Origin of the sequence: Microbulbifer rhizosphaerae, from assembly GCF_014191725.1 — a bacterium.
GTDB lineage: Bacteria > Pseudomonadota > Gammaproteobacteria > Pseudomonadales > Cellvibrionaceae > Microbulbifer > Microbulbifer rhizosphaerae.
Genome location: NZ_JACHWZ010000030.1, coordinates 1 through 25,212 on the forward strand (window position 1 = coordinate 1; position 25,212 = coordinate 25,212).

The 25,212-nt window shown below is 60.9% G+C and carries 19 protein-coding genes and 1 pseudogene; 7 read left to right on the forward strand and 13 right to left on the reverse strand.

Going from position 1 to position 25,212, the window contains the following annotated elements; all coding sequences use genetic code 11:
* Window positions 1–100: 100 nt before the first annotated feature.
* The 4 genes and pseudogenes from FHS09_RS20790 to FHS09_RS20805 all read right to left on the reverse strand — a co-directional run bounded on the left by FHS09_RS20790 (window position 101) and on the right by FHS09_RS20805 (window position 3,000).
* Window positions 101–547, reverse strand: coding sequence for an OsmC family protein (locus tag FHS09_RS20790; protein WP_183463542.1), 447 nt, complete (start codon window positions 545–547; stop codon window positions 101–103).
* A gap of 68 nt (window positions 548–615) precedes the next feature.
* Window positions 616–1,773: an acyl-CoA dehydrogenase family protein gene (locus FHS09_RS20795; protein ID WP_183463544.1), complete on the reverse strand. Its 1,158-nt coding sequence runs from the start codon at window positions 1,771–1,773 to the stop codon at window positions 616–618.
* A 237-nt stretch (window positions 1,774–2,010) separates the two neighbouring features.
* Window positions 2,011–2,300 (reverse strand): annotated as a pseudogene (locus FHS09_RS23460) (RNA-guided endonuclease InsQ/TnpB family protein).
* 190 nt (window positions 2,301–2,490) lie between these two features.
* Window positions 2,491–3,000 (reverse strand): Lrp/AsnC ligand binding domain-containing protein, encoded by a 510-nt coding sequence (locus tag FHS09_RS20805; protein WP_183463546.1) that lies wholly within the window; start codon window positions 2,998–3,000, stop codon window positions 2,491–2,493.
* 145 nt (window positions 3,001–3,145) lie between these two features.
* On the opposite strand from FHS09_RS20805, the gene putA reads away from it, so the two are divergent.
* Window positions 3,146–6,322 carry a bifunctional proline dehydrogenase/L-glutamate gamma-semialdehyde dehydrogenase PutA gene (gene putA / locus FHS09_RS20810; protein WP_183463548.1) on the forward strand — a complete coding sequence of 1,059 codons (3,177 nt, stop codon included), beginning with the start codon at window positions 3,146–3,148 and terminating at the stop codon, window positions 6,320–6,322.
* Window positions 6,323–6,589: 267 nt separating this feature from the next.
* On the opposite strand, the gene mddA is transcribed toward putA, so the two are convergent.
* The gene (gene mddA, locus FHS09_RS20815; RefSeq protein ID WP_183463550.1) at window positions 6,590–7,342 is read right to left on the reverse strand and encodes a methanethiol S-methyltransferase; all 753 of its coding nucleotides are present in this window, start codon (window positions 7,340–7,342) and stop codon (window positions 6,590–6,592) included.
* Window positions 7,343–7,594: 252 nt separating this feature from the next.
* On the opposite strand from mddA, the gene cyoA reads away from it, so the two are divergent.
* Genes cyoA through cyoD form a run of 4 tightly spaced genes read left to right on the forward strand, consistent with a single transcriptional unit; the run spans window position 7,595 to window position 11,308 of the window.
* Window positions 7,595–8,398: a ubiquinol oxidase subunit II gene (gene cyoA, locus FHS09_RS20820; RefSeq protein ID WP_183463552.1), complete on the forward strand. Its 804-nt coding sequence runs from the start codon at window positions 7,595–7,597 to the stop codon at window positions 8,396–8,398.
* 3 nt (window positions 8,399–8,401) lie between these two features.
* Window positions 8,402–10,393: a cytochrome o ubiquinol oxidase subunit I gene (cyoB, locus tag FHS09_RS20825; RefSeq protein WP_221192168.1), complete on the forward strand. Its 1,992-nt coding sequence runs from the start codon at window positions 8,402–8,404 to the stop codon at window positions 10,391–10,393.
* Window positions 10,390–10,989: a cytochrome o ubiquinol oxidase subunit III gene (gene cyoC / locus FHS09_RS20830; protein ID WP_183463553.1), complete on the forward strand. Its 600-nt coding sequence runs from the start codon at window positions 10,390–10,392 to the stop codon at window positions 10,987–10,989. Before cyoB ends, cyoC begins: the two co-directional genes overlap by 4 nt.
* 1 nt (window position 10,990) lies before the next feature.
* Complete coding sequence (gene cyoD / locus FHS09_RS20835; RefSeq protein ID WP_183463555.1) at window positions 10,991–11,308, forward strand: cytochrome o ubiquinol oxidase subunit IV; 318 nt, start codon at window positions 10,991–10,993, stop codon at window positions 11,306–11,308.
* A 41-nt stretch (window positions 11,309–11,349) separates the two neighbouring features.
* Here cyoD and FHS09_RS20840 read toward each other — a convergent pair whose 3' ends face one another.
* Window positions 11,350–11,745, reverse strand: a complete 396-nt coding sequence (locus tag FHS09_RS20840) for a glycine zipper family protein (RefSeq protein WP_183463557.1) — start codon at window positions 11,743–11,745, stop codon at window positions 11,350–11,352.
* A 526-nt stretch (window positions 11,746–12,271) separates the two neighbouring features.
* Entirely contained in the window at window positions 12,272–15,793 is a 3,522-nt protein-coding gene (locus FHS09_RS20845; protein ID WP_183463558.1) for an indolepyruvate ferredoxin oxidoreductase family protein, read from the reverse strand.
* A gap of 297 nt (window positions 15,794–16,090) precedes the next feature.
* On the opposite strand from FHS09_RS20845, the gene FHS09_RS20850 reads away from it, so the two are divergent.
* Window positions 16,091–16,576, forward strand: coding sequence for an Lrp/AsnC family transcriptional regulator (locus FHS09_RS20850; protein WP_183463559.1), 486 nt, complete (start codon window positions 16,091–16,093; stop codon window positions 16,574–16,576).
* Here the strand turns inward: FHS09_RS20850 and FHS09_RS20855 are convergent, their stop codons facing one another.
* From FHS09_RS20855 to FHS09_RS20880, 6 genes are all read right to left on the reverse strand, one after another.
* The gene (locus tag FHS09_RS20855; protein WP_183463560.1) at window positions 16,577–16,783 is read right to left on the reverse strand and encodes a DUF2905 domain-containing protein; all 207 of its coding nucleotides are present in this window, start codon (window positions 16,781–16,783) and stop codon (window positions 16,577–16,579) included.
* Window positions 16,784–17,037: 254 nt separating this feature from the next.
* A complete protein-coding gene (locus FHS09_RS20860) occupies window positions 17,038–19,248 on the reverse strand; it encodes a M3 family metallopeptidase (protein ID WP_183463561.1) in 2,211 nt (736 codons plus the stop codon).
* 428 nt (window positions 19,249–19,676) lie between these two features.
* On the reverse strand, window positions 19,677–20,357 hold the full coding sequence (locus FHS09_RS20865; RefSeq protein ID WP_183463563.1) for a glutathione S-transferase family protein: 681 nt from the start codon (window positions 20,355–20,357) through the stop codon (window positions 19,677–19,679).
* A 256-nt stretch (window positions 20,358–20,613) separates the two neighbouring features.
* Entirely contained in the window at window positions 20,614–21,978 is a 1,365-nt protein-coding gene (locus FHS09_RS20870; protein ID WP_183463565.1) for a class II 3-deoxy-7-phosphoheptulonate synthase, read from the reverse strand.
* Window positions 21,979–22,187: 209 nt separating this feature from the next.
* Entirely contained in the window at window positions 22,188–23,378 is a 1,191-nt protein-coding gene (locus tag FHS09_RS20875; RefSeq protein WP_183463567.1) for an amino acid aminotransferase, read from the reverse strand.
* Window positions 23,379–23,403: 25 nt separating this feature from the next.
* Window positions 23,404–23,901, reverse strand: coding sequence for a MarR family winged helix-turn-helix transcriptional regulator (locus tag FHS09_RS20880; RefSeq protein ID WP_183463569.1), 498 nt, complete (start codon window positions 23,899–23,901; stop codon window positions 23,404–23,406).
* 231 nt (window positions 23,902–24,132) lie between these two features.
* On the opposite strand from FHS09_RS20880, the gene hppD reads away from it, so the two are divergent.
* Entirely contained in the window at window positions 24,133–25,194 is a 1,062-nt protein-coding gene (gene hppD, locus FHS09_RS20885; RefSeq protein ID WP_183463570.1) for a 4-hydroxyphenylpyruvate dioxygenase, read from the forward strand.
* Window positions 25,195–25,212: the final 18 nt, after the last annotated feature.

Sequence of the window (25,212 nt, forward strand, 5' to 3'; positions counted from 1 at the left end):
CTTGAAAAGGGCGAGCCATTCCCTGCGAGCGGCGCCTTGCTGTGAACATTTTGGGGGGCTCTGATAACCGCATTTAGTACCTTACACCACACTAGTCCATTCATACCAGGACCAGCCGGGTACGCACCTTGATTTCGGAAGTCAGCGTCTGGTGCACCGGGCAGCGATTGGCGATACCCAGCAGCCGCTCCCTCTGCTCCCCGGTCAAGGGCCCCTCCAGGGTGATCTCGCGAATGATCTCGTCGATCTTGCCGTCCTTGGATTCGCAGTCCTCGCAATCTTTGGCGTGCACTTTCCGGTGCGACAAGACCACAAGCACACGCTCGAGGGGAATTTCCTTGCGCTCCGCATACATGCGCACGGTCATGCTGGTGCAGGCACCCAGGCCCATCAGGACATACTCATAGGGGCTCGGCCCCTTGTTGTCGCCACCGGCATCCTCCGGCTCGTCCGCAACCAACTGGTGCGGGCCCGAATGCATATCCTGGATGAATTTCCCTTCCAGGGTTTCCTTGACGCTGACGACAGTGGGCGTTGGGCCGCTCATATTGTTCTCCGTAGAGTTTTCCATGCCAATGTCCGGCCGCTCCTACAAAGGAACAGATAGACCGGAGTTTAGCGCACACCTTCCAGCAGGTGCCGGGCAATAATCAGTCGCTGGATTTCGCTGGTGCCCTCGTAGATGGTGGTGATGCGCACATCCCGCGCCATGCGCTCCAGCGGGAACTCCCGGGTGTAGCCCACACCGCCGTGCATCTGCAACGCGGTGTAGCAGGCTTCGTTGGCCTTTTCACTCGCATAGAGTTTGGCCATGGAGGCGGTGGGGCCGAATTGCATGCCGGCATCTTTCTGCCAGGCGGCTTGCATCAGCAGCAGGCGCGCGGCTTCCATTTCCGTGTACTTATCGGCCAACTGCCACTGCAGGCCCTGGAACTGGGCCAGCTTCTTGCCGAATTGCTCGCGCTCCTGGATATAACCGCGGGCGCGGTCCAGAGCTTCCAGGCCGATGCCCAGCGCCAGGGAGCCGATGCCAATGCGCCCGCCGGCCAATTCGCCGGCGGCGATGCGGAAGCCCTTATTCTCCTCGCCTACCAAGCTGACGGCGGGTATGCGGCAGTCCGCAAAGGACACTTCGTTGGTGACCGAGGCCTTCTGACCCATTTTTTCTTCCGCCTTGCCGATAACCAGGCCCGGTGTGCCCGCCTCCACCAGGAAGCAGGAGATGCCTTTGCCTTTCGGCGCTTCGGGGTCGGTCACCGCCCAGACCACGAAGACGCCGGCGAACTCGGCGCTGCTGATAAACAACTTGCTGCCGTTCAGCACGTAGTCGTCGCCGTCCCTGACCGCGCGGCTGCGCATGGCGGCGGCGTCGGAGCCAGAACCGGGCTCGGTGAGGCAGAAGGCGCCGGCGGCGTATTCGCCGCTGCAGATTTTCGACAGGTATTTGCTTTTTTGCTCGTCACTGCCCACCGCCTGGATCACTTCAGCCACCATATTGGTGACCGAGGTGGTGAGGGCGGTGGAAGCACAGCCGCGGGCCAGTTCGGTGATCGCCAGGCTGAAGGCGACGGTGTCGGCACCGGTGCCGCCGAATTCCGGGTCGATATTGATTCCCATAAAACCCAGCTCAGCCAGCTGCTTGAGCTTGTCCAGCAGCAGCTGGCGGTCGGCGGTCTTGTCCAGTTCCGCGGCGACGGGCTTCAGTTCGCTGTCGGCGAAGTGACGCGCCGCCTCCTGGATCATCTGTTGCTCTTCGGTCAGTGCGAAATCCATAGGGTACCTGTTTCTATTTATTGCTTACTGAGTTGCCAACGACTTTCTGTAGAGGTTTCTCGTGCAGTGCATGCCATCCCTGGCGGGTCGCCAACCAGCGCAGTATGCCTTGCAGGATCGTTACGCCGAGCATAATAAAAAATAGACCGACAATGGTTGCCATATGAACCCTTTCACCAACCAAAATCGCAATGAATAGCAAGGAGAAGGGCGGTGAAAGTTGACATCCTCCCCTTCCTAAAGGAAGGGGATTCCTCCAGTGAGACGCTCATGCCCGAGCGCAAGAATGTTCCTGGCCGCGTTGAGGTCGCGGGTGTGCGAGGCACCACACTCGCAGCAGGTCCATTCCCTTATTCCGAGCGCAGCCCTACCTTTCGGACTGCTGGCGGGAATAACCCCGCAGCACGAGCAGCGCTGGGTGTGTAGGATTCGTCGATCTCTTCGAACACGATGCCTGCGTGTGCGCATTTGTAGTCCAGCATCGTTTTCAATTGGCCCCAGCCGGCATCGAGCACGGATTTGGCCATGGAGGTTTTGACAAGTTGTTTAGAGCTGACATTGCCGACGAAGATGGCGGCACCGCGGTCCACTAGGCGGCGGCTGAACTGGTGCAGGTCGTTCTTGCGCCGGTTTCTGATCTGGCGTGGATGGCGCGCCGAAGCTACGGGGGTGGGCCTACGGCCCGCTGGCCGAGCTAGGGCTCGGCGCTCCCGGCTGTCAGCGCTTGCCACCTTTCGTCTTGGGTTCCGGGTCCGGCACTGCCACCGCGGTATCGGTCTTCACCTCCTCCATCACCACATAGGTGTGGGTCTCGCGCACCCCGGGGACGGACGCCAGTTTTTCACCGAGGAAACGGCGGTAACCGAGCATATCCTTGATACGTATCTTCACCAGGTAATCGAAGCCACCGGCGACCATATGGCACTCCTGAACCTCTTCCAATCCGGATACGTGCCGGTTGAACGCCTCCAGCGCCTCGGTGGCGGTGTCGGTCAGGCTGACCTGGATATAGACCACCAGGCCGGCGTGGACCTTGATCGGGTCCAGCAGCGCCACGTAGTCGCGAATAAAGCCCTCGCGCTCCAGGCGCTTGACCCGCTCCAGGCACGGTGTAGGGCTGAGGTTCACCCGCCGCGCCAGTTCCACATTTGGCAGACGGCCCGCGCCCTGCAAGATGCGCAGTATCTGCCGGTCAATCCGGTCCAGGTCTTCCAGTTGTCGAGACATAGCAACATATCCTACTAGTGATTACACTTTTCAACGTTATATTTAACCACAAGTGACGGCAAAATGGCGATTAATCCTGAGGTATTTACCACATAATCTGGCTTATTGTTCTGGTCACATTATTACAAAAGTTTGGGAGACCACCATGTCGACATCTTTCGCCGGAGATCTGCACAGCGCCCGCCAGCGGGCCCGACAATACCTGCACACCGACGAAAACCAGTGCGTCGGGGAGCTGCTGGCAGCCCCGCGTCCGGATGACGCATTGCGCCAGAAAATTCTCGATACCGCCCGCGACTTGGTGCGCCACTCCCGCCAGCAGCGCAGCAAGCGCGGCACCCTGGATGCGTTCTTACAGCAGTTCGGCCTTTCCAACAAGGAGGGCGTGGCGCTGATGTGCCTGGCGGAGTCCCTGCTGCGGGTGCCGGATGCGGATACTGCTGACAAGCTGATCGCCGAGAAAGTTCATTCCGGCAACTGGTCCAGCCACCGCGGCCAGTCCGATTCGCTGTTCGTCAACGCCTCCGCCTGGGGCCTGATGCTCACCGGCAATATCGTCGAGCTGGACCCGGATATCAGCGAGAAACCCTCCTCCTTTATCAAGCGCCTGGTCAGCCGCATGGGTGAGCCCATGGTGCGCGCCTCCATGATGCAGGCGATGAAGATCATGGGTGGCCAGTATGTGCTGGGCCGCACCATCGAAGAGGCGCTCAAGCGCGGCCCGGCGGAAAATGCCCCCGGCACCCGCTTCTCCTTCGACATGCTGGGGGAAGGCGCGCGCACCATGGTGGATGCCGAGCGCTATTTCAACGCCTATATGGCGGCGATCGAAACCATCGGCAAGGACAATACCCAAAAGGGTGGGGACAAGCGCGATGTGGTCGAGGCCAACGGCATCTCTATCAAGCTGTCCGCCCTGCACCCGCGCTACAGCGTGCTGCAGCGGGAGCGAGTGATGACCGAGTTGCTGCCACAGGTGAAACGTCTCTGTGCAGCGGCGGCCAAGTACGACATGGGCCTCAATATTGATGCCGAGGAAGTCGAGCGGCTGGACATCTCCCTGGATATTTTCGAAGCCCTGGCCCGCGACCCCAAGCTGAAGGACTGGCAGGGCCTCGGTTTCGTGCTGCAAGCCTACCAGAAGCGCGCCCCGCATGTAGCTGACTGGCTGATCGCCCTGGGCCGGGACACTGGCCGCAAGCTGATGGTGCGCCTGGTGAAGGGCGCCTACTGGGATACCGAGATCAAGCATGCCCAGCAACTGGGCCTGCCGGACTACCCGGTGTACACCCGCAAGTGTCACACCGACCTCTCCTACCAGGTGTGCGCCGGGAAGCTGCTGGACGCCCGCGACGCCATCTATCCACAGTTTGCCACCCATAACGCCTACACCGTGGGCCTGATCCTCGAGCTGGCCGGCGACGCCAATGGCAATTCCAACAACAGCTACGAATTCCAGCGCCTTCACGGCATGGGCCACCTACTCTACGCCCAGATCGAAGCGGTGCACGGCAAGCGGGTACCGATACGGGTCTACGCCCCCGTCGGCGCGCACAAGGATCTGCTGCCCTACCTGGTGCGCCGCCTGTTGGAAAACGGCGCCAACAGCTCTTTCGTCAACCGCTTTATGGACGAGAAGACCCCCGTCGAGGAGTTGGTGCAGGACACCCTCGAACAGAGCGAGGCCTGCAATCCCTATCGCCATCCGCAAATTCCACTACCGGAGGACATCTACATGGGCGCAGAGGTGCTACCAAGAAAAAATTCACATGGCCTCGAACTGACCGACCCGACAGCGGTGGAACCGCTGCTGGCGGCGATGGAAAAGCTGCGCGGCCGGCAATTCTCCGGTGGGCCGATCGTCGACGGCACCGTGCGCAGGGCCGAGGAGCCGGTATACAACCCGGCCACCGGCGAACTGGTGGGCCACACCGCCAACACCGACAAGCACCTGATAGACGCCGCCTACCGCTCCGCCACCGAGGCCCAGCGGGACTGGGACCGCCTGGGCGGCAATGAACGGGCGAAGATCCTCGACAGGATCGCCGAGCTCTACGAAAGACACATCCACGAACTGACCTCGCTGATCTGCCTGGAAGCCGGCCGCACACTGAACGACGGCATCTCCGAAGTGCGCGAGGCTGTGGACTTCTGCCGCTACTACGCCAACGGCGCACGCCAGCACTTCGGCGGGCCGCAGGAACTGCCGGGCCCCACCGGCGAGAGCAACGAACTGGTCCTGGGCGGCCGCGGCGTCTTCGTCGCCATCAGCCCCTGGAACTTCCCCCTGGCAATCTTCACCGGCCAGGTGGTGGCCGGCCTGGCCGCAGGCAACGCGGTGCTCGCCAAGCCGGCGGAACAGACTCCGCTGATCGCCGCCCGCGCCATCGAGCTGATGCACGAGGCCGGGGTACCCGCGAAGGTACTGCACCTGATTACCGGCACCGGCGCCGCCGTGGGCAAACCGCTGATCGAAGACCCGCGCCTGGCCGGAGTGGCCTTTACCGGTTCCACCGAGACCGCGCGCCTGATCAACCAGCAGCTGGCGGCGAAAGAGGGTCCCATCACCCCGCTGATCGCAGAGACCGGTGGCCAGAATGTGATGATCGTCGACTCCACCGCCCTGCCGGAGCAGGTGGTGGATGATGTGATCCAATCCGCCTTCCTCAGCGCCGGCCAGCGCTGTTCCGCCCTGCGCATTCTCTGCGTACAGGATGTGATCGCCGACAATCTGCTGGAAATGCTCCGGGGCGCCTGCGAAGAGCTGACCCTGGGCGATCCGGCGCTGCTGGAGACCGATATCGGCCCGGTAATCGACGAGAAGGCCCTGGGCATGCTGGAAGCCCACCGCGAACGGATGCAAAAGGAGGCCAAGCCGCTGTTCGCCTTCGACAGCGCCAAGCTGCCGAAAAAAGGCACCTTCTTCGGCCCACAGATGGTGGAGATCGAGGATTTCTCCCTGCTGAAGCGCGAGGTCTTCGGCCCCTTCCTGCACGTGGTGCGCTTCAAGGCCAGCGAGCTGGAAGACGTGATTCGCCGCATCAACGCCACCGGCTACGGCCTGACCTTCGGCCTGCACTCGCGTATCGAGGGCCGCGCCGGCGCGGTATTCAAGCGGGTGAACGTGGGCAACTGCTACGTGAACCGGGATATGGTGGGCGCGGTCGTGGGTGTAAACCCCTTCGGCGGCCAGGGCCTTTCCGGCACCGGCCCCAAGGCCGGCGGCCCTCACTACCTGTTCCGCTTCGCCAACGAGAAGACCAAGACCATCAACACGGTGGCTACCGGGGGCAATACACAGCTGTTCAGTCTGGCCCAGTAGGTCCGGGACTGAATTGCCGGAAAATCGTAGGGGTGAACCTTGTGTTCGCCCTTACCCGGTTATTGCACCTGACAGCGATGGCGCACTTGAAAAGACCACTGCTCTCGAAGCGAAGGTCCTGCTGCCGGGGGCTTTTTGCGGGACCGTATGAGGCAGGGATGCCGATTACGAGCGTACAGGGACGTATTTAAGGGGGGCGCCCAGCCCGTGTCCCGCAAAAAGCCCCCGGCAGTAGGACCGCCACGGCCAGGGACAAGGTTCGCGCCCCTACCGGGCCATTGCTTCCGCCGGCAGCCAGCGCCAGGGAACGGGGATCAGCCGCGGCACCCGCCGCTGGTATTCGCGGTAACTGTCGCCAAAACTCCGCTCCAGCTCCCGCTCCTCCAGTGCCATCCCCAGCCAGATATACGCGGTCATGCCCAGGGCAAACAGGAAGTGCGCCAGGGTCATCACCGGTGCCAGCCAGAAGGCGAGCAGAAAACCCAGATACATGGGATGGCGCACCAGCCGGTAGGGGCCGGGGGTGCGAAATTCCGGCGGCGGCGTCTCCCGGTTGCGCAGCTGGTCATAGGCCTGGCGCAGGCCGAGGAACCCCAAGTGATCCAGCAGTAAAGTGCTGCTGAACACCAGCAGCCAGCCCAGCCAGCCCAGGCTTATCAGCAGCGGCGCCCAAGAGGTCCCGCGCAGATCCCACAACACATCTCCCAGCGGCCGCCACTGCCACACCAGCAGCAACAGGGCCGCGCTGGAAAGCAGCAGGTAGGTGCTGCGCTCCAGCGGTGCCGGTATCAGACGTGTCCACAGCGACTTGAACCCCCGCCGCGCCATTACACTGTGCTGCAGCGCGAACAGCGCCAACAGCCCCAGATCGATCAGCAACGCATACCAGACGGGGGTATAAACACCGGAATTAATGGACTTGGGAACCATGGTATTGGTTACAAAACCGACAAGATAGAAAACCGTCAATACTGACAGCAAATAGCAGATCAATCCGTAGAAAAAAAATATCCGTCTCATAAGCTCCCTCCAAAATGCTCTGTTATCCCTAACCTCCCTCACCGGCGACCCCAAAAAAACAACCGGCAACATGGCGCCAGATTAAGCCTGTAGTAACTGTGCAGCAAGTCATATCGTCGCAACAAAACGGTAATTAATCAGATATTGCAAAGTACTAATATAGTACGAATAGGCTCACCCACCGGAAATCGTAAAAGACGTCTTTACTTTGTGGGAGAAAACAAATCCACAGACTGCCGGAGCGATAAGCCAATGGATGGCTGCACCCTGATTCGCGCCCCCCTTCTCCACCCCGCGGGTCCGGTGGCACTCGCCGAGCGCGATCTGCTGTTCACGGCGGTCCTAGTGATGCTGATCGTGATCGTTCCGGTATTCATCATGGCCTTTCTGTTTGCCTGGCGTTATCGCGCCTTCGGAGGAAGGGGACGCTACACACCCGAGTGGTCCTACTCGGCAAAGATCGACGCCGTTATCTGGCTTGTGCCCGCGGCCATCGTAGCGGCCCTGGGCTATCTGCTGTGGAACGAGACGCACAGGCTCGACCCCTACCGACAACTGGACCCGGGCACCGAGGCGCTCGAAGTGGAGGTTGTCGCCCAGAACTGGAAATGGCTGTTTATCTACCCCGAGCTGGGTATCGCCTCGGTCAACGAACTGGCCTTTCCCAGCGGCCGGCCGCTCAGCCTGAAAATCACCTCCGACACGGTTATGAATTCCTTTTTCATCCCCGCTCTGGGCGGCCAGATTTACGCCATGGCGGGCATGCAGACACGGCTCAACCTGCTCGCCGACAAGCCCGGCTGCTTTCGGGGCAGGAATATGCAGTACAGCGGGGACGGCTTTCCCGAACAGCACTTCAAAGCGCTCGCCCTGCCCCGCAAAGACTTCGACTCCTGGGTTGCCAATGTCAGGAAATCACCCCGAACACTGGATCGGACCACTTACAGAGCACTTGCCGCTCCCAGTATCGGTCATCCGGTCAGCTATTATTCCGGGGTCACACCGAATCTGTTCGACAGTATTATCGCGAAATATACCGGTGGGCATCCGGAGTAAGCCATGGAGATGCGGATACTGGGAAGGCTGACCGCCGATGCCCTGCCCTTCTATAGCTGGGTCGCGGTAGGGGGTGCCGTTGTTACGGTGCTCGGCTTCCTGACCGTTGTGGGCGTGATCACCTGGCTCGGCAAATGGCGCTACCTGTGGAATGAGTGGCTGACCAGCCTCGACCACAAGCGCATCGGCATCATGTACGTGGTGGTGGCCCTGGTGATGCTCCTGCGGGGGTTTGTGGACGCGATCATGATGCGCGCCCAGCAGGCGTTCGCGCTCAATTCCGACGGCTATCTGCCACCGGAACACTTCGACCAGATATTCAGCTCCCACGGCACCATCATGATTTTTTTTATGGCGATGCCGTTTCTGACCGGACTGATCAATATTATCGTTCCACAGCAGATTGGCGCTCGCGACGTCGCCTTCCCGTTTATGAATTCCGTCAGCCTGTGGCTGACCGCCGCCGGCGCTAGCCTGGTTTTGGTATCGCTGGTGATCGGAAGGTTTTCCACCGCGGGCTGGAGCGGTTATCCGCCCTACTCCGGCGCGGAGTACAACCCGGGGGTGGGCGTCGATTACTGGATATGGGCGATACAGGCCAGCGGCATCGGCACGACGCTCTCCGGTATCAATTTCATCGTCACCATACTCAAGCGGCGCGCGCCAGGGATGAGACTGATGCGCATGCCGCTGTTCTGCTGGACAGCGCTGGCCTCCAGTATCCTGATGATCTTCGCCTTTCCCGCTCTCACCGTGGCCACCGCCACACTGGCGCTGGACCGCATATTCGGCATGCATTTTTTTACCAATGCCGAAGGCGGCAACATGATGAACTACACCAACCTGTTCTGGATTTGGGGACATCCCGAGGTCTATATCCTGATTCTGCCGGCCTTCGGCATCTATTCCGAGGTTGTCGCCAACTTTTCCGCCAAGCGCCTGTTCGGCTACACCTCCCTGGTGTACGCCACCATGACTATCGCCCTGCTATCCTTTACCGTGTGGTTGCACCATTTCTTTACCATGGGCGCCAGCGCCAACGTCAACGCGTTTTTCGGTATCGCCACCATGGTGATCGCCGTCCCCACAGGGGTGAAGGTCTTCGACTGGCTGATGACCATGTTTCGCGGGCGCATCACTTTTCATCCGTCGATGCTGTGGACCCTCGGCTTTATTGTCACCTTCGTGATCGGCGGCATGACGGGAGTTCTGCTCGCCCTGCCGCCGGTGAATTACCTGGTGCACAACTCCACCTTCCTGGTGGCGCACTTCCACAATATGCTGATTCCCGGCGCGCTTTTTGGTTATTTCGCCGGCTATATGTACTGGTTTCCCAAGGCCTTCGGTTTCACCCTGGAAGCCCGCTGGGGCAAACGCGCCTTCTGGTGCTGGATTATCGGTTTCTACCTGGCCTTTATGCCGCTCTACGTCCTGGGCTTTATGGGCATGGCGCGGCGCACGGAGCACTACGACATCGCCGCATGGCAGCCCTTGCTGATTGTTGCGGCCCTGGGGGCTTTGGTGGTGTTGGCCGGTATTACCAGCCTTGTGATCCAGCTAATCACCAGTATCCGCAATCGGGACAATGCCCGGGACTTGACCGGCGATCCGTGGGACGGGCGCACCCTCGAATGGCTCACCGCCTCTCCGCCCGCACCCTACAATTTCGCCATTCTGCCGCAGGTGTGGGATATCGATGCTTTCCACGATATGAAACGCCGCAGTGTCGCCTATGCCAGGCCGGAGCGGTATGAAGACATTCTGCTGCCGAAAAACAGCGGCGCCGGTGTAGTGCTCGGAGGGCTCGCCTTCACCTTCGGCTTCGCCGTAGTCTGGCATATCTGGTGGGCGGCCATCGCCGCACTGATCGCCATTCTCGGCACAGCCGTGGCACGCAGTTTCCGCGACAGAACCGAATTCCGCCTGCCCGCTGGCGAAGTGAAGGAGATCGAGGACCGGCGCTTGAGGGATCTCGCCAAGGGGGGAGCAATATGAGCCTCGCAGGGGAAGATACCGCTCTGCTACCGGAAGCCGACGCCTACGAGCAAAGGGCCTTCGGATTCTGGCTCTACCTGATGAGCGACGCGATTATTTTCGCACTTTTATTTGCCACCTACCTGGTGATGGCGGGCAACACTGCCGGCGGACCGGCCGGCAGCGACCTGTTCAGCCTGCCCCATACCCTCGGCGAAACCCTGCTGCTGCTCACCAGCAGCCTCACCTTCGGCCTCGCCTCGGTGGCGATGGATGCCGGCAGGCGACCGCAGCTTCTGGCTTGGCTGGCAGTTACCTTTGTGCTGGGCCTGGGCTTTGTGGCGATGGAAATCCGCGAGTTCCACGGCATGATCATCCAGGGCGCAGGACCGGACCGCAGCGGATTCCTCTCCGCCTTTTTTACCCTGGTGGGCACCCACGGGCTGCACGTGAGCGCGGGCCTGGTCTTTATCCTGGTGATGATTACGCAAGTGATAGCCAAAGAGCTGAGCCAGCCGGTGAGTTCGCGCCTGTTGCGACTCGGCCTCTTCTGGCATTTCCTGGATATTGTGTGGATCGGTATTTTTTCCGCAGTCTATCTGCCGGGAATTCTGTAATATGGAAAACGCGGAAGCGGCCGCGGGCCGCAAACTGAAATCCTACCTGACCGGTTATGGGCTGGCGCTTGTGTTGACGGCAATCCCCTTCGGAATCGCCGCCTCCGGTTTCCTGCCCAGAGGTACCGCCCTTTTCGTAATTGGCACTGCCGCGCTCATCCAGGTGCTGGTTCACCTGCGTTACTTCCTGCAGCTGCGCCTGCGCTCCGCTTCGCCAGAGAGGCTCCTGGCCACCGCCTTCGCCGCCGTCCTGATTGTAATTATGATCGGCGGCAGCTTGTGGATCATGTTCAATCTGCATTACCGAATGTGGGTGTAGGCAGGGATTCTTATCCGGGCAGGCCCTTAACTTAGTGCCAGTCAGTTCAGCACCCGGTATCCCCGGCCGCGCAGACAGTTCTTCGCAATACGATTGGCTTCGGAGTGCGCGCTGCCCACTCCGGAGACACCGCCAATAATGGCACCGGTACCCGCGCCGGCCACCGCGGCGCGACTGGAGTCGCCAATAATCGCGCCCAGGGCGCCGCCCAGCAGTGCCCCGCCAGCGGCGCGGACGATACCCCGGCGCCCCTCATCGCGGCGCGCTGCCATGGCCAATCCTTTGCAGTCCGCCAGGTCCAGCTGGTATTGGCGCATATTTACACCATAGGTATCGATCACAATATTCCCGGCTCCCGGCACCTGTTCCTGCTGAGTGGCGCAGCCGAATGCCATCAATGCACTAAGACTCACAGTGGCCGCTGTTCCAAATTTCATTTCACGCTCCTCCAAACCTCTACCTCTGCGCCAGTGCTCGCGCCGCAGAAATGTCGCGTATGTACTCATTAGGTTTAGTAGTTGGTTGAAGTTAGCGCCAGCGGTGTGGAGGGGGAACGATGACTGATTGGACACGATATCGTTAGTAGCTGGGATCTGTGTAGGAGCGGCCGTTGGCCGCGATCGGCAATCGATAAGAACAATGAGCTTGACGAGAAGGCCCTGCTACCGGTGGGCTTTTGCGGGACCGGATGACTCGCGCCATATCTGGCGCTTGCCCTGCGGGCGCCTTCAGCGTCCAAATCTGCTCCCGCAGATTTGTGAGGTATGGATGCCGATTACGAGCGTACGACCGCCACGGATGGCGGAATGCCGCCCAGCGGAAGTGCAGGTTTTGCAGGAGCAAAAATCTGCCAGGGATGTATTTAAGGGAGGCGCCCAGCCCGTGTCCCGCGAAAGCCCACCGGTAGCAGGGCCGCCAACTCTTTAACTACGAAGCGAGGCCGATCGCGGCCAACGGCCGCTCCTACAGGGTGTTTTCCGCGCTGGTGGGAGAGAAGATGGCGTTGCGACCGCCAGTAAACCGGGAGAGCAGTTCCTGCCAGTGCCCGTTCACCCGGGAGAATTTCTCCTCGCGCACATGGCCATAACCGCGCACCTGCTGCGGCAGCTCCAGCAGTTCCAGCGCCGTGGAAAAATTGTCCGCCCGCAAGCAATCGGCCACGAGTATTACTGCCCGCTCGACCTGCCGCGCCCAGCGGCGTTCCGCGCGACGCTCGCCCGTATAGCCGAACAGGTCGAGTACGGTCCCGCGCAGAATTTTACCCTTCGCCAGCAGCGGCATCAGTTTTCCCAGCCAGGGGCCGAGGGTAATCTTCCTGATGCGACCGCTGGCGTCCGGGCGTGCGATCAGTGGCGGCGCCATATGGAAGCGCAGGCGGTAGTCGCCGGTAAAGGTCTCTCGCAGCTGACGCTGGAAATCCTCACCGCTGTATAACCGTGCCACCTCGTACTCGTCCTTGTAGGCCATGGCCTTGTACAGGCTGTTGGCGGCGGCGCGGGTCAGGCGGCCGTCGCTGTGCGGCAATTGCCGTTCGCTGCGGTGCAGTTTTTCCACGGCCCGGGTAAAACAGCGCGCATAGGCGGCGCTCTGGTATTGGGTGAGCTCCGCGGCCAGGCGCGCGATCAACTGCTCCACCGTCTCCTTTGGCTCCACCAGCTTGACCGGCTGCGCCGGTACCGCCAGCTGCTCCACTGCGCGCGGATTTTCCGCAAGCAACCGGCCGGCGCGGAATCCGCGCAGGTTGTTTTCCACCGCCACCCCGTTCAGCACGATGGCCCGCTCCAGCGCGGCCTCGCCGATGGGCAGCAGGCCCTGCTGACAGGCGTAGCCCAGGATCATCAGGTTGCTGGCAACGGTATCGCCAAAGAGCGCCTCGGCGTATCTGTTGGCATCGAAGGCGAAATACTCTGCGCATAGGGACTCGATACTCTCCCGCGTTGCATCGGCGGGAAACGCCAGTTCGTTGTCGCGCACAAAAGCCGCCACCGGCACTTCCGCGGTATTCACCAGCGCACGCATTTTACCTTCTGCGAACTTTGGCCTCTGGCTGGCGGCGGTGACCATATCGCAACCGAGCAGCAGTTCGGCGGCACCGTCGCGAATGCGCGCGGTGGTGATACTTTCCGGGCGCTGTGCCACTTTCACATGCGCGACCACGGCACCGTTCTTCTGCGACAGGCCGGTGAAATACAGGGTGGTGCTGCCCTTTTCCTCCAGGTGCGCAGCCATGCCCAATAATGCGGCCACGGTGAGCACACCGCTGCCACCGATACCGGCCACCAGGATGCTCAGCGGTCGCTCCAGGTCCGCCTGCGGCGCCGGAGGCAGTTGGGCAATGGCTGCGTCCAGGGACTGGGCCAGGGACTGCACCGGCGGCTTCTTCAGTTCACCGCCCTCGACGCTGACAAAGCTGGGGCAAAAGCCGTCGGCGCAGCGCATATCCTTGTTGCAGCTGGACTGGTTCACCTGCCGCTTGCGGCCGAATTCAGTTTCCAATGGTTCCACCGCGATACAGCTGGACTGCACGCTGCAATCGCCGCAGCCCTCACAGACCCGGTGATTGATCAGCAGCCGGGTGGGCGGATCGATCATCTGCTTTTTCTTGCGCCGGCGGCGCTTTTCCGCCGCGCACACCTGCTCATAGATAATCGCGGTCACGCCCTGCACTTCGCGCAGGCGGCGCTGCACTGTGTCCAGTTCCGAGCGGGGCAATATCTGTACCGCCGCGGGCACTTGCCTGCGATGCTTGTGCCAATAATCCGGATTTTCACTGAGCAAAATGACGTCGCGCACCCCCTCGGCGAGCAACTGCGCGGCGAGACTGGGGGCGCTGACCTCGCCGTCGGCAGGCTGGCCGCCGGTCATGGCCACCGCGTCGTTGAGAAGTATTTTGTAGGTGATATTGACCCCGCTGGCCACCGCCTGACGGATCGCCAGCAGGCCGGAGTGGTTGTAGGTGCCGTCGCCCATATTCTGGAAAATATGCCCGGCACTGGAGAACCGGTGCAGACCCACCCACTGAGCGCCCTCGCCGCCCATATGGGAATAGGTATCGGTGCGCAATCCCTTGCCCAGGGCCATGATATGGCAGCCGATCCCGGCGCTGCCCACGCTGCCCTCCGGCAGTTGGGTGGAGGTGTTGTGCGGGCAGCCCGCACAGAAAATCGGTTCGCGGACGAGCAGTCCATTGGCTTTCGCCGGAATATTGCCGCCGAGCTTCTCCGCCAGTGGAATGAGTTTCTCGCCCAGCTCGGTATCCGCCAGCCAACGGGCGATGGCCACAGCCACCCGGTCCGGGCCGAAACCCCAGATGGCTGGCAGCAGGTCGTCTCCATTCAGGTCTTTCTTGCCCACCACTTTCGGACGCCGCTCGTCCACCCAGGCGTAGAGCAGGTTCTTCAGCTGCCCTTCCACCAGCGGGCGCTTCTCCTCCACCACCAGCAGGCGTTCCATACCGTCGGCAAACCCGCCGATTCCCCTGGGCTCCAGTGGCCAGCTCATGGCCACCTTGTAGATGGAGATGCCCGCATCCCGTAGATCGCGCTCGGAGAGATTCAGCAGTTCCAGTGCCTCGAGCAAGTCGCCGTGGGCCTTGCCCACAGTAATGATGCCAAAGCGATTTTTCGGCGCGGAAACGACGGTTTTGTCCAGCCCGTTGGCGTAGGCAAAAGCTTGCGCCGCGGGCAGTCGCTCTTCCAGCATGCGGCGCTCGTATTCCAGTCGCTCAGCCGGCCAGTTAAGCTTGGGGTCGTAGTTGAGGCCGTGGGGCGGGAGGGGAAAATCTGGTCGGACAAACTGTGGGAGTCCCGGCACAGGAATGGAAGCGCCCGCTTCCACGGTTTCGGTAATGGCCTTGAAGCCCACCCAGAGCCCGGAAAAACGCGACAGGGCGATACCTGCCAGGCCCAGAGTCAGGTACTCGTCGATGGTTGCGGGAAACAGCAATGGCATCATCACCGACTCGAAAATCTGGTCGGTGTTGTGGGAAAACATGGAGGATTCGGCGGTGTGGTCATCGCCGCACAGGGCCAGCACGCCGCCCAGCCTGGAAGTGCCCTGTACATTTGCCTGGCGAAAGACGTCCGCGCTGCGGTCGACGCCGTGGCCCTTGCCGTACCAGATGGCGAAAACGCCGTCGCGAGTGGCCTGCTGGCGGTAATGATCGAGCAGCTGGGTGCCCCAGATATTGGTGGCCCCCAGGTCCTCGTTGATACCGGGCTCGAAATGGATATCCCGTTCGGCGAGCAGGGATTTGTGCCGCCAGAGTGCCTGGTCGTAACCTCCCAAGGGCGAGCCGCGGTAGCCGGATATAAACCCGGCGGTGTTGTGCCCGGTGCCCTCGTCCAGTTGCTTCTGCATGATCGGCAACCGCACCAGGGCGTCGATGCCGGTGAGGAACACCCGGCCCGACTCGCGGGTGAACGCGGATTTCAGGGAGTAGTCGCGATCAAAGCCCAGCTCCGGATCGCCTTCGACCATCGCCATGGATACCACCTGCTTATGATTATTAATCTGCGGGTAAAATTAACACTCGTCGGCGAAGCAGGTCATACCAAATTCACCCGTACTAAGGCATAATGGGGACACAAGTCACCATACATACTCAAAAACTCGCAATTAATCGCCCTATCGACATCGATTTCGAGAAGGTATGGCCAGCGGCTCATGGCGCCGATTTCCTTGTGGAATGCACCTCGCTGGCCAGCCCGAAGGGGTGGAAGTATAGTTAGCAATTGGCCGTGTAGCGGGGACGGCCGATTACAAGAGAGAACGGAAAGGTTTATGGCCTATTTACTTGACGCCATCGACAAGAAGATCCTGGAAATTTTGCAACAGGACGCCACCATCCCCAATATCGAACTGGCGGAGAAAGTCTGCCTCTCTCCCTCCCCCTGCTCCCGCCGGGTGAAAAACCTGCACGAACAGGGTTTTATCAAGCGCGCGGTCACCCTGCTGGAACCGGAAAAGGTCGGCCTGCCGGTGAGCGTATTTATCCAGGTCACCCTGAACCACCAGGTTAAGAAGGAACTGCAGGACTTCGAGAAAACCATCGGCCAGTGGCCGGAGGTGATGGAGTGCTACCTGATGACCGGCGACTTCGACTACCTGCTGCGGGTGGTAGTGCCGAATCTGCAGGCGTACCAGGAATTCCTGGATAAAAAACTCACTGAACTGCCCGGCATCGACCATATCAAGAGCAGCTTTTCCCTCAAGCAGGTGCGCTACCGCACTGAGCTGCCGCTGGAGCAGTTGCTGGAACGGGGCTGATCAGCGGCGGAAAAGACTGACAATCACGCTGAGTACAATACTCAGAATGATCATCAAGGTAATGGGAATAAACACCTTGCTGCGCGGGGATTCGATACGGATATCGCAGGGCAGCCGACCAAACCAGTTGAACAGCCATGGGGCGTAGTGCAGCAATACGCCCGCGGCGATCAGCAGACAGCCCGCCAGAATCATCCATTTGGCCATTATTCAGCCTCTCTCCAGCGATCTTTTTCCTTATTGTAGGAGCCTGCTCGCAGGCGAATGGCGGTGGTTTTGAACCAGCTGATGTTCAAGCAGCCGTCCATGGAGCTGATGCCGGCCCGGCCATCCATGGCCGGTCGAAAAACTACGCAACGAGCATGCTCGTTACACGCGCAGTTTTGCCCTGCAAGCTGGCTCCTACAAAAAAAGCCGCGGGCATTTGCGCCGCGGCTTTTTGTTGGGCCGGAAAATAAACCTTAATTTTTGCTGGCTACCGTTCCCGATTTCTCGCCGGGAACCGGAAAACCCCAATCGCGCATCAGCGCCTCGATCTTCGCATCCCGTCCGCGGAAGGCGCGGTAGGCTTCCGCCGGGTCCAGGGCGTTGCGCGGGGCAAAGAGATACTTCACCAGCTTGCCGGCCACTTCCTTGTCGTAGAAACCGCCGTCCGCCTCGGCAAAGGCTTCCGCCGCATCGGAGGTCAGCACGTCCGCCCACAGGTAGCCGTAGTAACCGGCGGAGTAACCCTCGCCGGAAAAGATATGGCCGAAGTGCGGGGTGCGGTGACGCATTACCAGCTCTTTGGGCATGCCCAGTGCCTCCAGGGTCTCGCGCTCGAACGCATCCGGATCTATTTCCTTGGGATCGACGGTGTGGAATTTCATATCCACCAGCGCGGAGGCCAGGTATTCGGTAGTCGCGAAGCCCTGGTTGAAGGTGGCGGCCTTCTTGATCTTGGCCACCAGTTCATCGGGAATCGACTCACCGATCTTGTAGTGCACCAAGTAGTTGTCGATCACCGCATCGGTGGCCAACCAACGCTCAAGCAACTGGGACTGGAATTCGGTGTAGTCCCGCACACCGCTGTTCAGGGTCGGGTAACTCACGTTGGAGGCGAGGAAATGCAGTGCGTGGCCGAACTCGTGAAAGAAGGTCTCGGCATCGTCCCAGCTCACCAGTACCGGCTCACCCGGGGCTCCCTTGATAAAGTTGGAGTTGTTGGAGGCCAGTACCGTCTCCCTGCCATTGAAAGTGGTGTGGTCGCGATACATGGTGGCCCAGGCGCCGGAGCGCTTGCCGGAGCGGGCAAAGGGGTCCAGGTACCATAGGCCGATATGCTCGCCGCTGGCCTTGTCCTTCACCTCCCAGACCTTCACGTCCTGATGGAAGACCGGAACCGTGCCTTCCTTCACCGGGGTAAAGCTGAACTCGAACAACTCACCGGCAACGTAGAACATCGCCTCGCGCAGCTTGTCCAGTTGCAGGTACTGCTTTACCTCATCGGAATCCAGGTCGTACTTGGCCTTGCGCACCTTTTCCGCGTAGTAGCGATAGTCCCAGGGCGCGATAGCGATGTCCGCACCCTCGGCGTCCGCCACCGCCTGCATGTCCGCTACTTCTTCTTTAACCCGGGCAACCGCCGCCGGCCACACAGCCTTCATCAGCTCCATTGCGCGTTCGGGGGTCTTGGCCATGCGATTCTGCAGGCGCCACTGGGCATAGTTGTCAAAACCCAGCAGGCCGACGCGCTCGTCGCGCAGTTGCAGTATCTCGGCGATGATGGCGTTGTTGTCATGCCCGTCGCCGTTGTCCCCCCGGTTGTAGTAGTTATTCCACACCTTCTCGCGCAATTCCCGGTTGTCGGAGTATGTGAGAAAGGGGTCCATGGAAGAGCGGGTATTGGTGATTGCGTATTTGCCCTTGTTGCCCTTCTCCTCCGCGAGCGCCGCAGCCGCCGCCACGAAAGATTCCGGCAGTCCGCTCAACTGGTCCTTGTCCAGGAAGAGATCGTAGCCCTCTTCATCCGCCAGCACATTATTGGAAAACCGGGTATGCAGCTCCGCGAGACGTTGGTTGATCTCCCCGTAACGCTTTTTGGCCTCGCCGGTGAGGGTCGCGCCGTTGGTGGCAAACTTGTCGTAGATGAGCTCCACCACGCGCCGTTGCTCGGCATTCAGGTCGGATTCGCTGCGCTGGTCATAAACGGCCTTGATCCGCTGGAACAGCGTGTCGTTCTGGATAATCCGGGATTCGAAGTCCGCCAGCTTCGGCGCCATCTCCTGCTGGATGACGCGAAACTCCGGGGAAGATATATTGGCACTCCAAATGCCGTAGTAGGCAAAGACCCGGTCCAGTTCACCGCCGCTGCGTTCCAGCGCCTCGATGGTATTGGAAAAAGTCGGCGCCTCGGGATTGGCGGCGATCGCATCTATCTCCACCAAGTTCTTGCTCATGGCGGCTTCCAGGGCCGGTTTCAGGTCCGCGACCTCCATCTTGTCGAAGGCCGGCACACCACCGTAAGGGCCGGTCCACTCGGCCAACAGCGGATTCCTGTTCTCCAGGGCCGCGCTTGCGGCTTCGCTCTCAGAAGCGGGGTCTTGTGCCGGCCGGCTCTGCTGGTCCTCTTTGTCGCAACCGGCGGCGGTCAGCGCGGCGGCTATAGACAGCGCGATCAGTGTCTGGCGCATGGGTTTTCTCCTGTGGTACTGCTTTTCTTTAGTTTTTAATCGCCCGAGTCTAACGCTTTTCACCCTGCAGCTGCCATTCAACGGCGCGCCGTCTGTGGCCCAGGGCGACAGTTAGAAAGATTTCCGCGACAAACCCCCTGTTCTGGCCAACTTAGTGCTTGAGATAGATCTTTCAAAGAGTTGTTTATAAGCTGATAACGACTTTTTAAGTGTGTTCTTTTAAATTCTGTATTTGCTGGCCGATACGCTGGGTGGATTGGCGATTGGTCAGGAACGCCGCTGGCACCGGAACAGACCGGATTTCGGATGGTGAGATGGCCGGAAATGGAGGCGGAGGTAATGCGTCGGAGTGTTCGGAGATGCCTGGGCCAACACAATATTCGCCCAGGCGCCGACCGCTCTCGACAGAGGCTTCAGTGCCCCGCTGACTACTGGCGGAGATCTTCGAGGATGGCGCCGGCGCGCAGCAGCTCCTCCTCGTGATCGGCCTCGCGCCAGGGCTCCTGCAACGCCTCGGCGATCCACGCCTGCATGACCGGCAGTTGCAGCAGTCGCTCGGCGTAGGCGGCCGCGGTTTCGCTCAGTGGCAGGGAAAAATTCTTTGCGCGGATGGCCACGGGGGCAAAGAAGGCGTCCACTGCAGTGAATTCCTCTCCGGCCAGATAGGGCCCGCCAAAGCGCCGCAACCCTTCGCACCAGAGTTCGTCGATGCGACCGATATCCTTTTGCAGTTTCGCGGGAATTTCCGCGAGCTGCACGCGTACACCGCAATTCATGGAGCAGATATCCCGCAGAGCGCCAAAACCCGCGTGCATCTCTGCCGCTGCGCAGCGCGCCCAGGCGCGGGCGTCTTTCTCCGAGGGCCAGACCTGCGGGTGCACCTCCGCCAGGTATTCGACGATCGCCAGGGATTCCCAGACGGTTGTATCTCCGTCCACCAGGCAAGGCACCAGGCCGTTGGGAGCGAAGCGGCGGTACTTTTCCCAGCTGCCACCTTTTTCGAGAGTGACCAGTTCCTCAGCGAATGGAATATCCAGCTGGCGCAGCAGCAGCCAGGGGCGCAGGGACCAGGAGGAGTAGTTTTTGTTGGCGATAAACAGTTGGTACATGGGCACCCCCAAAGTTGAGCCAGAAATGAAAACGCCAGACCGAACACTACAAACTTTTCGGCTGGCTCGATGCGAGCCCCCATCGCGGATGGCCACCCGGGAAATATTTACCGATCAGGTTTTTTCCCGGGTGGCCATCCGCGGTGGGGCCCATCGGAGCCACCGACTAGCAGCATCCCGGTAACCGTCAATCTACTGTCGCCCCTGCGGGGCGATTGCGGAGCTGGAGCTCCGCGCTCCCGGGCGGTCCCGAAATTTATGTGCGGCCGTCGCGCAGCCACTCGGCTACGCAGAAGGCCAGTTCCAGTACCTGGTCCGCATTCAGGCGCGGATCGCACTGGGTGCGGTAGCAGGTGGCCAGGTCCGCCTCGGAAATCTTCCAGGCGCCGCCGGTGCACTCGGTGACATGCTGGCCGGTCATTTCAAGATGAATGCCGCCGGGATGGGTTCCTTCGGAGCGGTGCACGGCGAAGAAATCGCGGATCTCCCGCAGTATCTTGTCGAAGTCGCGGGTCTTGTAACCGCTGCTGGCCTTAACGGTATTGCCGTGCATGGGATCGGTGCTCCACACCACCGAGCGCCCTTCCCTCTTCACCGCGCGCACCAGTGTCGGCAGCTTTTCACCCAGGGTATCGGCGCCCATCCGGGTGATCAGTGTCAGGCGGCCGGGCTCATTATTGGGGTTGAGCCTGTCGATCAGGTGCAGCAATTCATCGCCGCTCATGCCCGGTCCCACTTTGACTCCGATGGGGTTCCACACGCCGGAAAGAAACTCCACATGGGCTCCGTCCAACTGGCGGGTGCGTTCGCCGATCCACAGCATATGTGCCGAGCAGTCGTACCATTTGCCGGTGAGGCTGTCGGTGCGGGTCAGTGCCTGTTCGTAGTTGAGCAGCAGCGCTTCGTGGGAGGTGTAGAGCACCGTTTCCCGGATGGCCGGGGTGTTTTCCGAAGTTACCCCGCACACCGCCATAAACTCCAGCGCCTCCTGCAGCCGCTCCGCCAACTGCGCGTACTTTTCCCGCTGGGGATTGTTTTCCAGGTAACTCAGATTCCAACCGTGCACCTGGTGCAGGTCGGCGAGGCCGCCCTGGGCGAAAGCGCGCAGTAGATTGAGGGTGGCTGCGGACTGGTTATAGGCGGTGAGCATCCGCTGCGGGTCTGGCCGGCGCGCCTGCCCGGTGAATTCGATACCGTTGACAATATCGCCGCGGTAGCTGGGCAGCTCCACACCGTCGACGGTTTCCATATCCGAGGAGCGCGGCTTGGCGTACTGGCCAGCCATGCGCGCCACCTTCACCACCGGCAGGTTGCCGGCGAAGGTGAGCACCACCGCCATCTGCAACAGCACCTTGAAGGTATCGCGGATACGGTTGGCATTGAAGTCGGCAAAGGATTCGGCGCAATCGCCACCCTGTAGCAGGAAGGCATTGCCCTCCGCCACCTGCGCCAATTGCCGACGCAGTTCCCGGGCCTCGGCGGCGAATACAAGCGGCGGGTAGCCGGCCAGCTGGCGATCGACCTCGGCGACCTGGTCGGGGGATTCATAGTTGGGTTGCTGGCGGGCGGTGAAGTTGCGCCAGCTCTGTGGGGTCCAGGGTTGGGTTGAAGAATTGGACACGGTGGCTCCCTGTGGAAAGTCCGTTGATTCGCGCCATCCATGGCGCTCACCCTTCGGGCGCCTCCGGCGCCCAAATTTGTTCCAGACAAATTTGTCGCGGCCATGGGCGGATGGCCGCCCCGCCGCTCCTACAATTGGCGGGCCTGCGGCCCGTGATGCGGAGCTGGAGCCTTCAACGCTCTACGGCAAACAGCTCCGCGGTCCCGGGTTCAGAGTATGCTGGCCACGGCCTTGCAGAAATACTCCATATTGCCCTGGCTCAGCCCGGCGATGCTGATTCGGCTGGAGTCCACCATATAGATGGAGTATTCCCGCTGCAGGCGCTGGACCTGCTCCGGGGTGATGCCCAGGAAAGAAAACATACCGTTCTGGCGCTGAATAAAGCTGAAATCGCCGGCGGCGCCGGCCGCATCCAGGTTTTCCACCAGGCCGGCGCGCAGACCGTTGATGCGCTCGCGCATCTCCTCCAGCTCTGCCTCCCAGTTGGCCCGCAGGCCGGCGTCGGTGAGAATGGACTCAACGATCGCCGCACCGTGGGAGGGAGGCATGGAATAGTTGCCGCGCACCACATTGAGCATCTGGCTCTGGCCCTTGTCAGCGGCAGCGGTATCGTTATAGATCACCATCGCCAGGCCCACGCGTTCGCGGTAGAGACCGAAATTTTTTGAGCAGGACGCGGCCACCAGCATTTCCGGCACCGATTCCGCCATCAGGCGCAGGCCCCAGGCGTCGTCGTCCAGGCTTTCGCCAAAGCCCTGATAGGCCATGTCGACAAACGGCGTGAAGCCCTGCTTCTGTGCCATCTCCGCGAGCAGTTGCCACTGTTCGCGGTTCAGGTCCGCGCCGCAGGGGTTGTGGCAACACGCGTGGAACAGCACCAGATCGCCCTCGCCCACATTCTTCAGGGTCTCCACCATCGCGTCGAACCGCAGGCTGCTGGTGGCGCGGTCGTAGTAGGGGTAGCTCTCGATCTTCAGGCCGGCGTTGCCCAGCAGGGGCACATGGTTGGCCCATGTGGGATCACTCACCCAGATGGTGGCACCGGACTTGGCGCGGTTGGTGAACTCCGCCAGCACACGAAGCGCGCCACAGCCACCGGGGGTCTGCGCGGAACGCACGCGGTTGGCGAGCAGTGCCGGATGTTCGGCCCCCAGGACCAATTCCTGCATGGCGCTGTTGAAACCCGGGGTGCCGGCGGGGCCGATATAGGCCTTGGTTTCCTCGCTCTGCAGGAGTCGGGTCTCCGCTTCCTTGACCGCCTGCAGCACCGGTGTGTGCCCCGACTCGTCCTTGTACACCCCCACGCCCAGGTCGATCTTGTCGGGATTGTCGTCGGCGCGGTAGCTTGCCAGCAGGCCCAGGATCGGATCAGGCGGCAGACTGCTCATATGCTCAAACATGCGGAAACTCCTGCGATTTTTTCTCTCAATCCATCAAACCGCTCTCGGCCCAGGCCTGAGCACGGTCCATCAGTTTTTCAATAATGCTGTCCAACTGCCGACGCTCTTCGTCGGTGAGCGAAGCCATCAGGTCGCGCTCGTACCGCTGCGCCAGCGGAACTATGCGCTCGTACACCTCCCGCCCCAGTTCGGACAGGTTCAGCACCTGGCGACGGCGGTCCGCCGGGTCCTCGCTGCGGGTGATGTAATCGTTTTTCAGTAGTGAGGACACCGCGCGGCTGATGGCTACCTTGTCCATAGCGGTCTGCTCCACCAACTCGGCGGCGGACAGGTCCGGGAAACGCCCCAATATCGCCATCACCCGCCAGGCGGGAATGGTCAGGTCGAAACGGGCACCATAAGCTTGGGCTATCGCATTGCTCACCCGGTTGGAAAGCACCGACAGGCGATAAGGCAGAAACTTCTCCAGGTGCAGATCGTCAGGCCCTGCCGCCTCCTGCGGGCCCCGGTTTTCGGTTGTCATCTCTCTGGTTACCTGCTTTGCGCGGGGGGATATTTGAATCAGGCTATAAATGTAACTAACATTAGTTTCAATTGTAACCACTACCGCCGGAAATTTTCCGGTGAAGCCCGGCCCCCAATGGCACAGGAAATTGGCCGCGCATTATACGGCTTTGCACGCCATTTTTGGTATCCAAAACCCGTCGCGACGCAAAATATTTGCGCAGTGGGACAGAGATATGAGGCACCCGTGATGAGCAAAGACCTGTTTGACAACCCCCTCGGCACCGACGGCTTCGAGTTCGTGGAGTACGCGGCTCCGGAGCCCGAACTGCTGCGCTCCCTGTTCGAACACCTGGGCTTTGCGGAAGTGGCCCGCCACCGCTCCAAGGACGTCACCCTGCACAAACAGGGAGAGATCAACTTCATTATCAATGCCGAACCGGATTCTTTTGCACAGAGGTTCGCCAAAAAGCACGGCCCCTGTGCCTGTGCCATGGGCTTTCGGGTCCGGAACGCCGCAAAAGCCTACCGCGAGGCCATCGACAAGGGGGCCACCGCGGTGGAAACCCACCCCGGACCGATGGAACTGAACATCCCCGCCATCGAGGGTATCGGCGGCAGCCGCATCTACCTGGTGGACCGCTACGGCGACAACACCATCTACGATGTGGACTTCCTGCCCACCGGCAAGATGCCGCCGTTCGATGCCGGCCTCACCTACATCGATCACCTCACCCACAACGTACGCCGCGGCAATATGGACAAGTGGGCGGGCTTCTATGAAAACATTTTCAATTTCCGCGAGATCCGCTACTTCGACATCGAGGGCAAGCTTACCGGGCTGACCAGCCGGGCCATGACCAGCCCCTGCGGCAAGATCCGTATCCCCATCAACGAATCCTCCGACGACAAGTCGCAGATCGAGGAATACCTGAAAGAGTACCGGGGAGAGGGCATCCAGCACATCGCCCTGGGCACCGATGATATCTATCAAACCGTGCGCACCCTGCGCAAGCACGAAGTGAAGTTCCAGGACACCCCGGACACCTACTACGAGAAGCTGGATGAACGGGTAAAAGGCCACGGCGAAGACAAGGAAGCCCTGCAGAAACTGAAAATCCTGGTCGACGGCGCCCCCACCGAGGGTCAGGGCCTGCTGCTGCAGATTTTCACCCAGAATGTGATCGGCCCGATCTTCTACGAGATCATCCAGCGCAAGGGCAACGAGGGCTTCGGTGAGGGCAACTTCCAGGCGCTGTTCGAATCCATTGAGCTGGACCAGATTCGCCGCGGCGTTCTTCAGGACAAATAATCGCCCCGGCCGGACCGC

Bases quoted from the DNA above. Each gene is read 5' to 3' on its own strand.
- FHS09_RS20845 (WP_183463558.1), bottom strand. From the start codon at position 15,793: ATGGCGATGGTCGAAGGCGATCCGGAGCTGGGCTTTGATCGCGACTAC.
- putA (WP_183463548.1), top strand. From the start codon at position 3,146: ATGTCGACATCTTTCGCCGGAGATCTGCACAGCGCCCGCCAGCGGGCC.
- FHS09_RS20860 (WP_183463561.1), bottom strand. From the start codon at position 19,248: ATGCGCCAGACACTGATCGCGCTGTCTATAGCCGCCGCGCTGACCGCC.
- cyoC (WP_183463553.1), top strand. From the start codon at position 10,390: ATGAGCCTCGCAGGGGAAGATACCGCTCTGCTACCGGAAGCCGACGCC.
- FHS09_RS20795 (WP_183463544.1), bottom strand. From the start codon at position 1,773: ATGGATTTCGCACTGACCGAAGAGCAACAGATGATCCAGGAGGCGGCG.
- mddA (WP_183463550.1), bottom strand. From the start codon at position 7,342: ATGAGACGGATATTTTTTTTCTACGGATTGATCTGCTATTTGCTGTCA.
- FHS09_RS20790 (WP_183463542.1), bottom strand. From the start codon at position 547: ATGAGCGGCCCAACGCCCACTGTCGTCAGCGTCAAGGAAACCCTGGAA.
- FHS09_RS20880 (WP_183463569.1), bottom strand. From the start codon at position 23,901: ATGACAACCGAAAACCGGGGCCCGCAGGAGGCGGCAGGGCCTGACGAT.
- FHS09_RS20805 (WP_183463546.1), bottom strand. From the start codon at position 3,000: ATGTCTCGACAACTGGAAGACCTGGACCGGATTGACCGGCAGATACTG.
- hppD (WP_183463570.1), top strand. From the start codon at position 24,133: ATGAGCAAAGACCTGTTTGACAACCCCCTCGGCACCGACGGCTTCGAG.
- FHS09_RS20865 (WP_183463563.1), bottom strand. From the start codon at position 20,357: ATGTACCAACTGTTTATCGCCAACAAAAACTACTCCTCCTGGTCCCTG.
- FHS09_RS20850 (WP_183463559.1), top strand. From the start codon at position 16,091: ATGGCCTATTTACTTGACGCCATCGACAAGAAGATCCTGGAAATTTTG.
- cyoB (WP_221192168.1), top strand. From the start codon at position 8,402: ATGGAGATGCGGATACTGGGAAGGCTGACCGCCGATGCCCTGCCCTTC.
- cyoA (WP_183463552.1), top strand. From the start codon at position 7,595: ATGGATGGCTGCACCCTGATTCGCGCCCCCCTTCTCCACCCCGCGGGT.
- FHS09_RS20875 (WP_183463567.1), bottom strand. From the start codon at position 23,378: ATGTTTGAGCATATGAGCAGTCTGCCGCCTGATCCGATCCTGGGCCTG.
- cyoD (WP_183463555.1), top strand. From the start codon at position 10,991: ATGGAAAACGCGGAAGCGGCCGCGGGCCGCAAACTGAAATCCTACCTG.
- FHS09_RS20840 (WP_183463557.1), bottom strand. From the start codon at position 11,745: ATGAAATTTGGAACAGCGGCCACTGTGAGTCTTAGTGCATTGATGGCA.
- FHS09_RS20855 (WP_183463560.1), bottom strand. From the start codon at position 16,783: ATGGCCAAATGGATGATTCTGGCGGGCTGTCTGCTGATCGCCGCGGGC.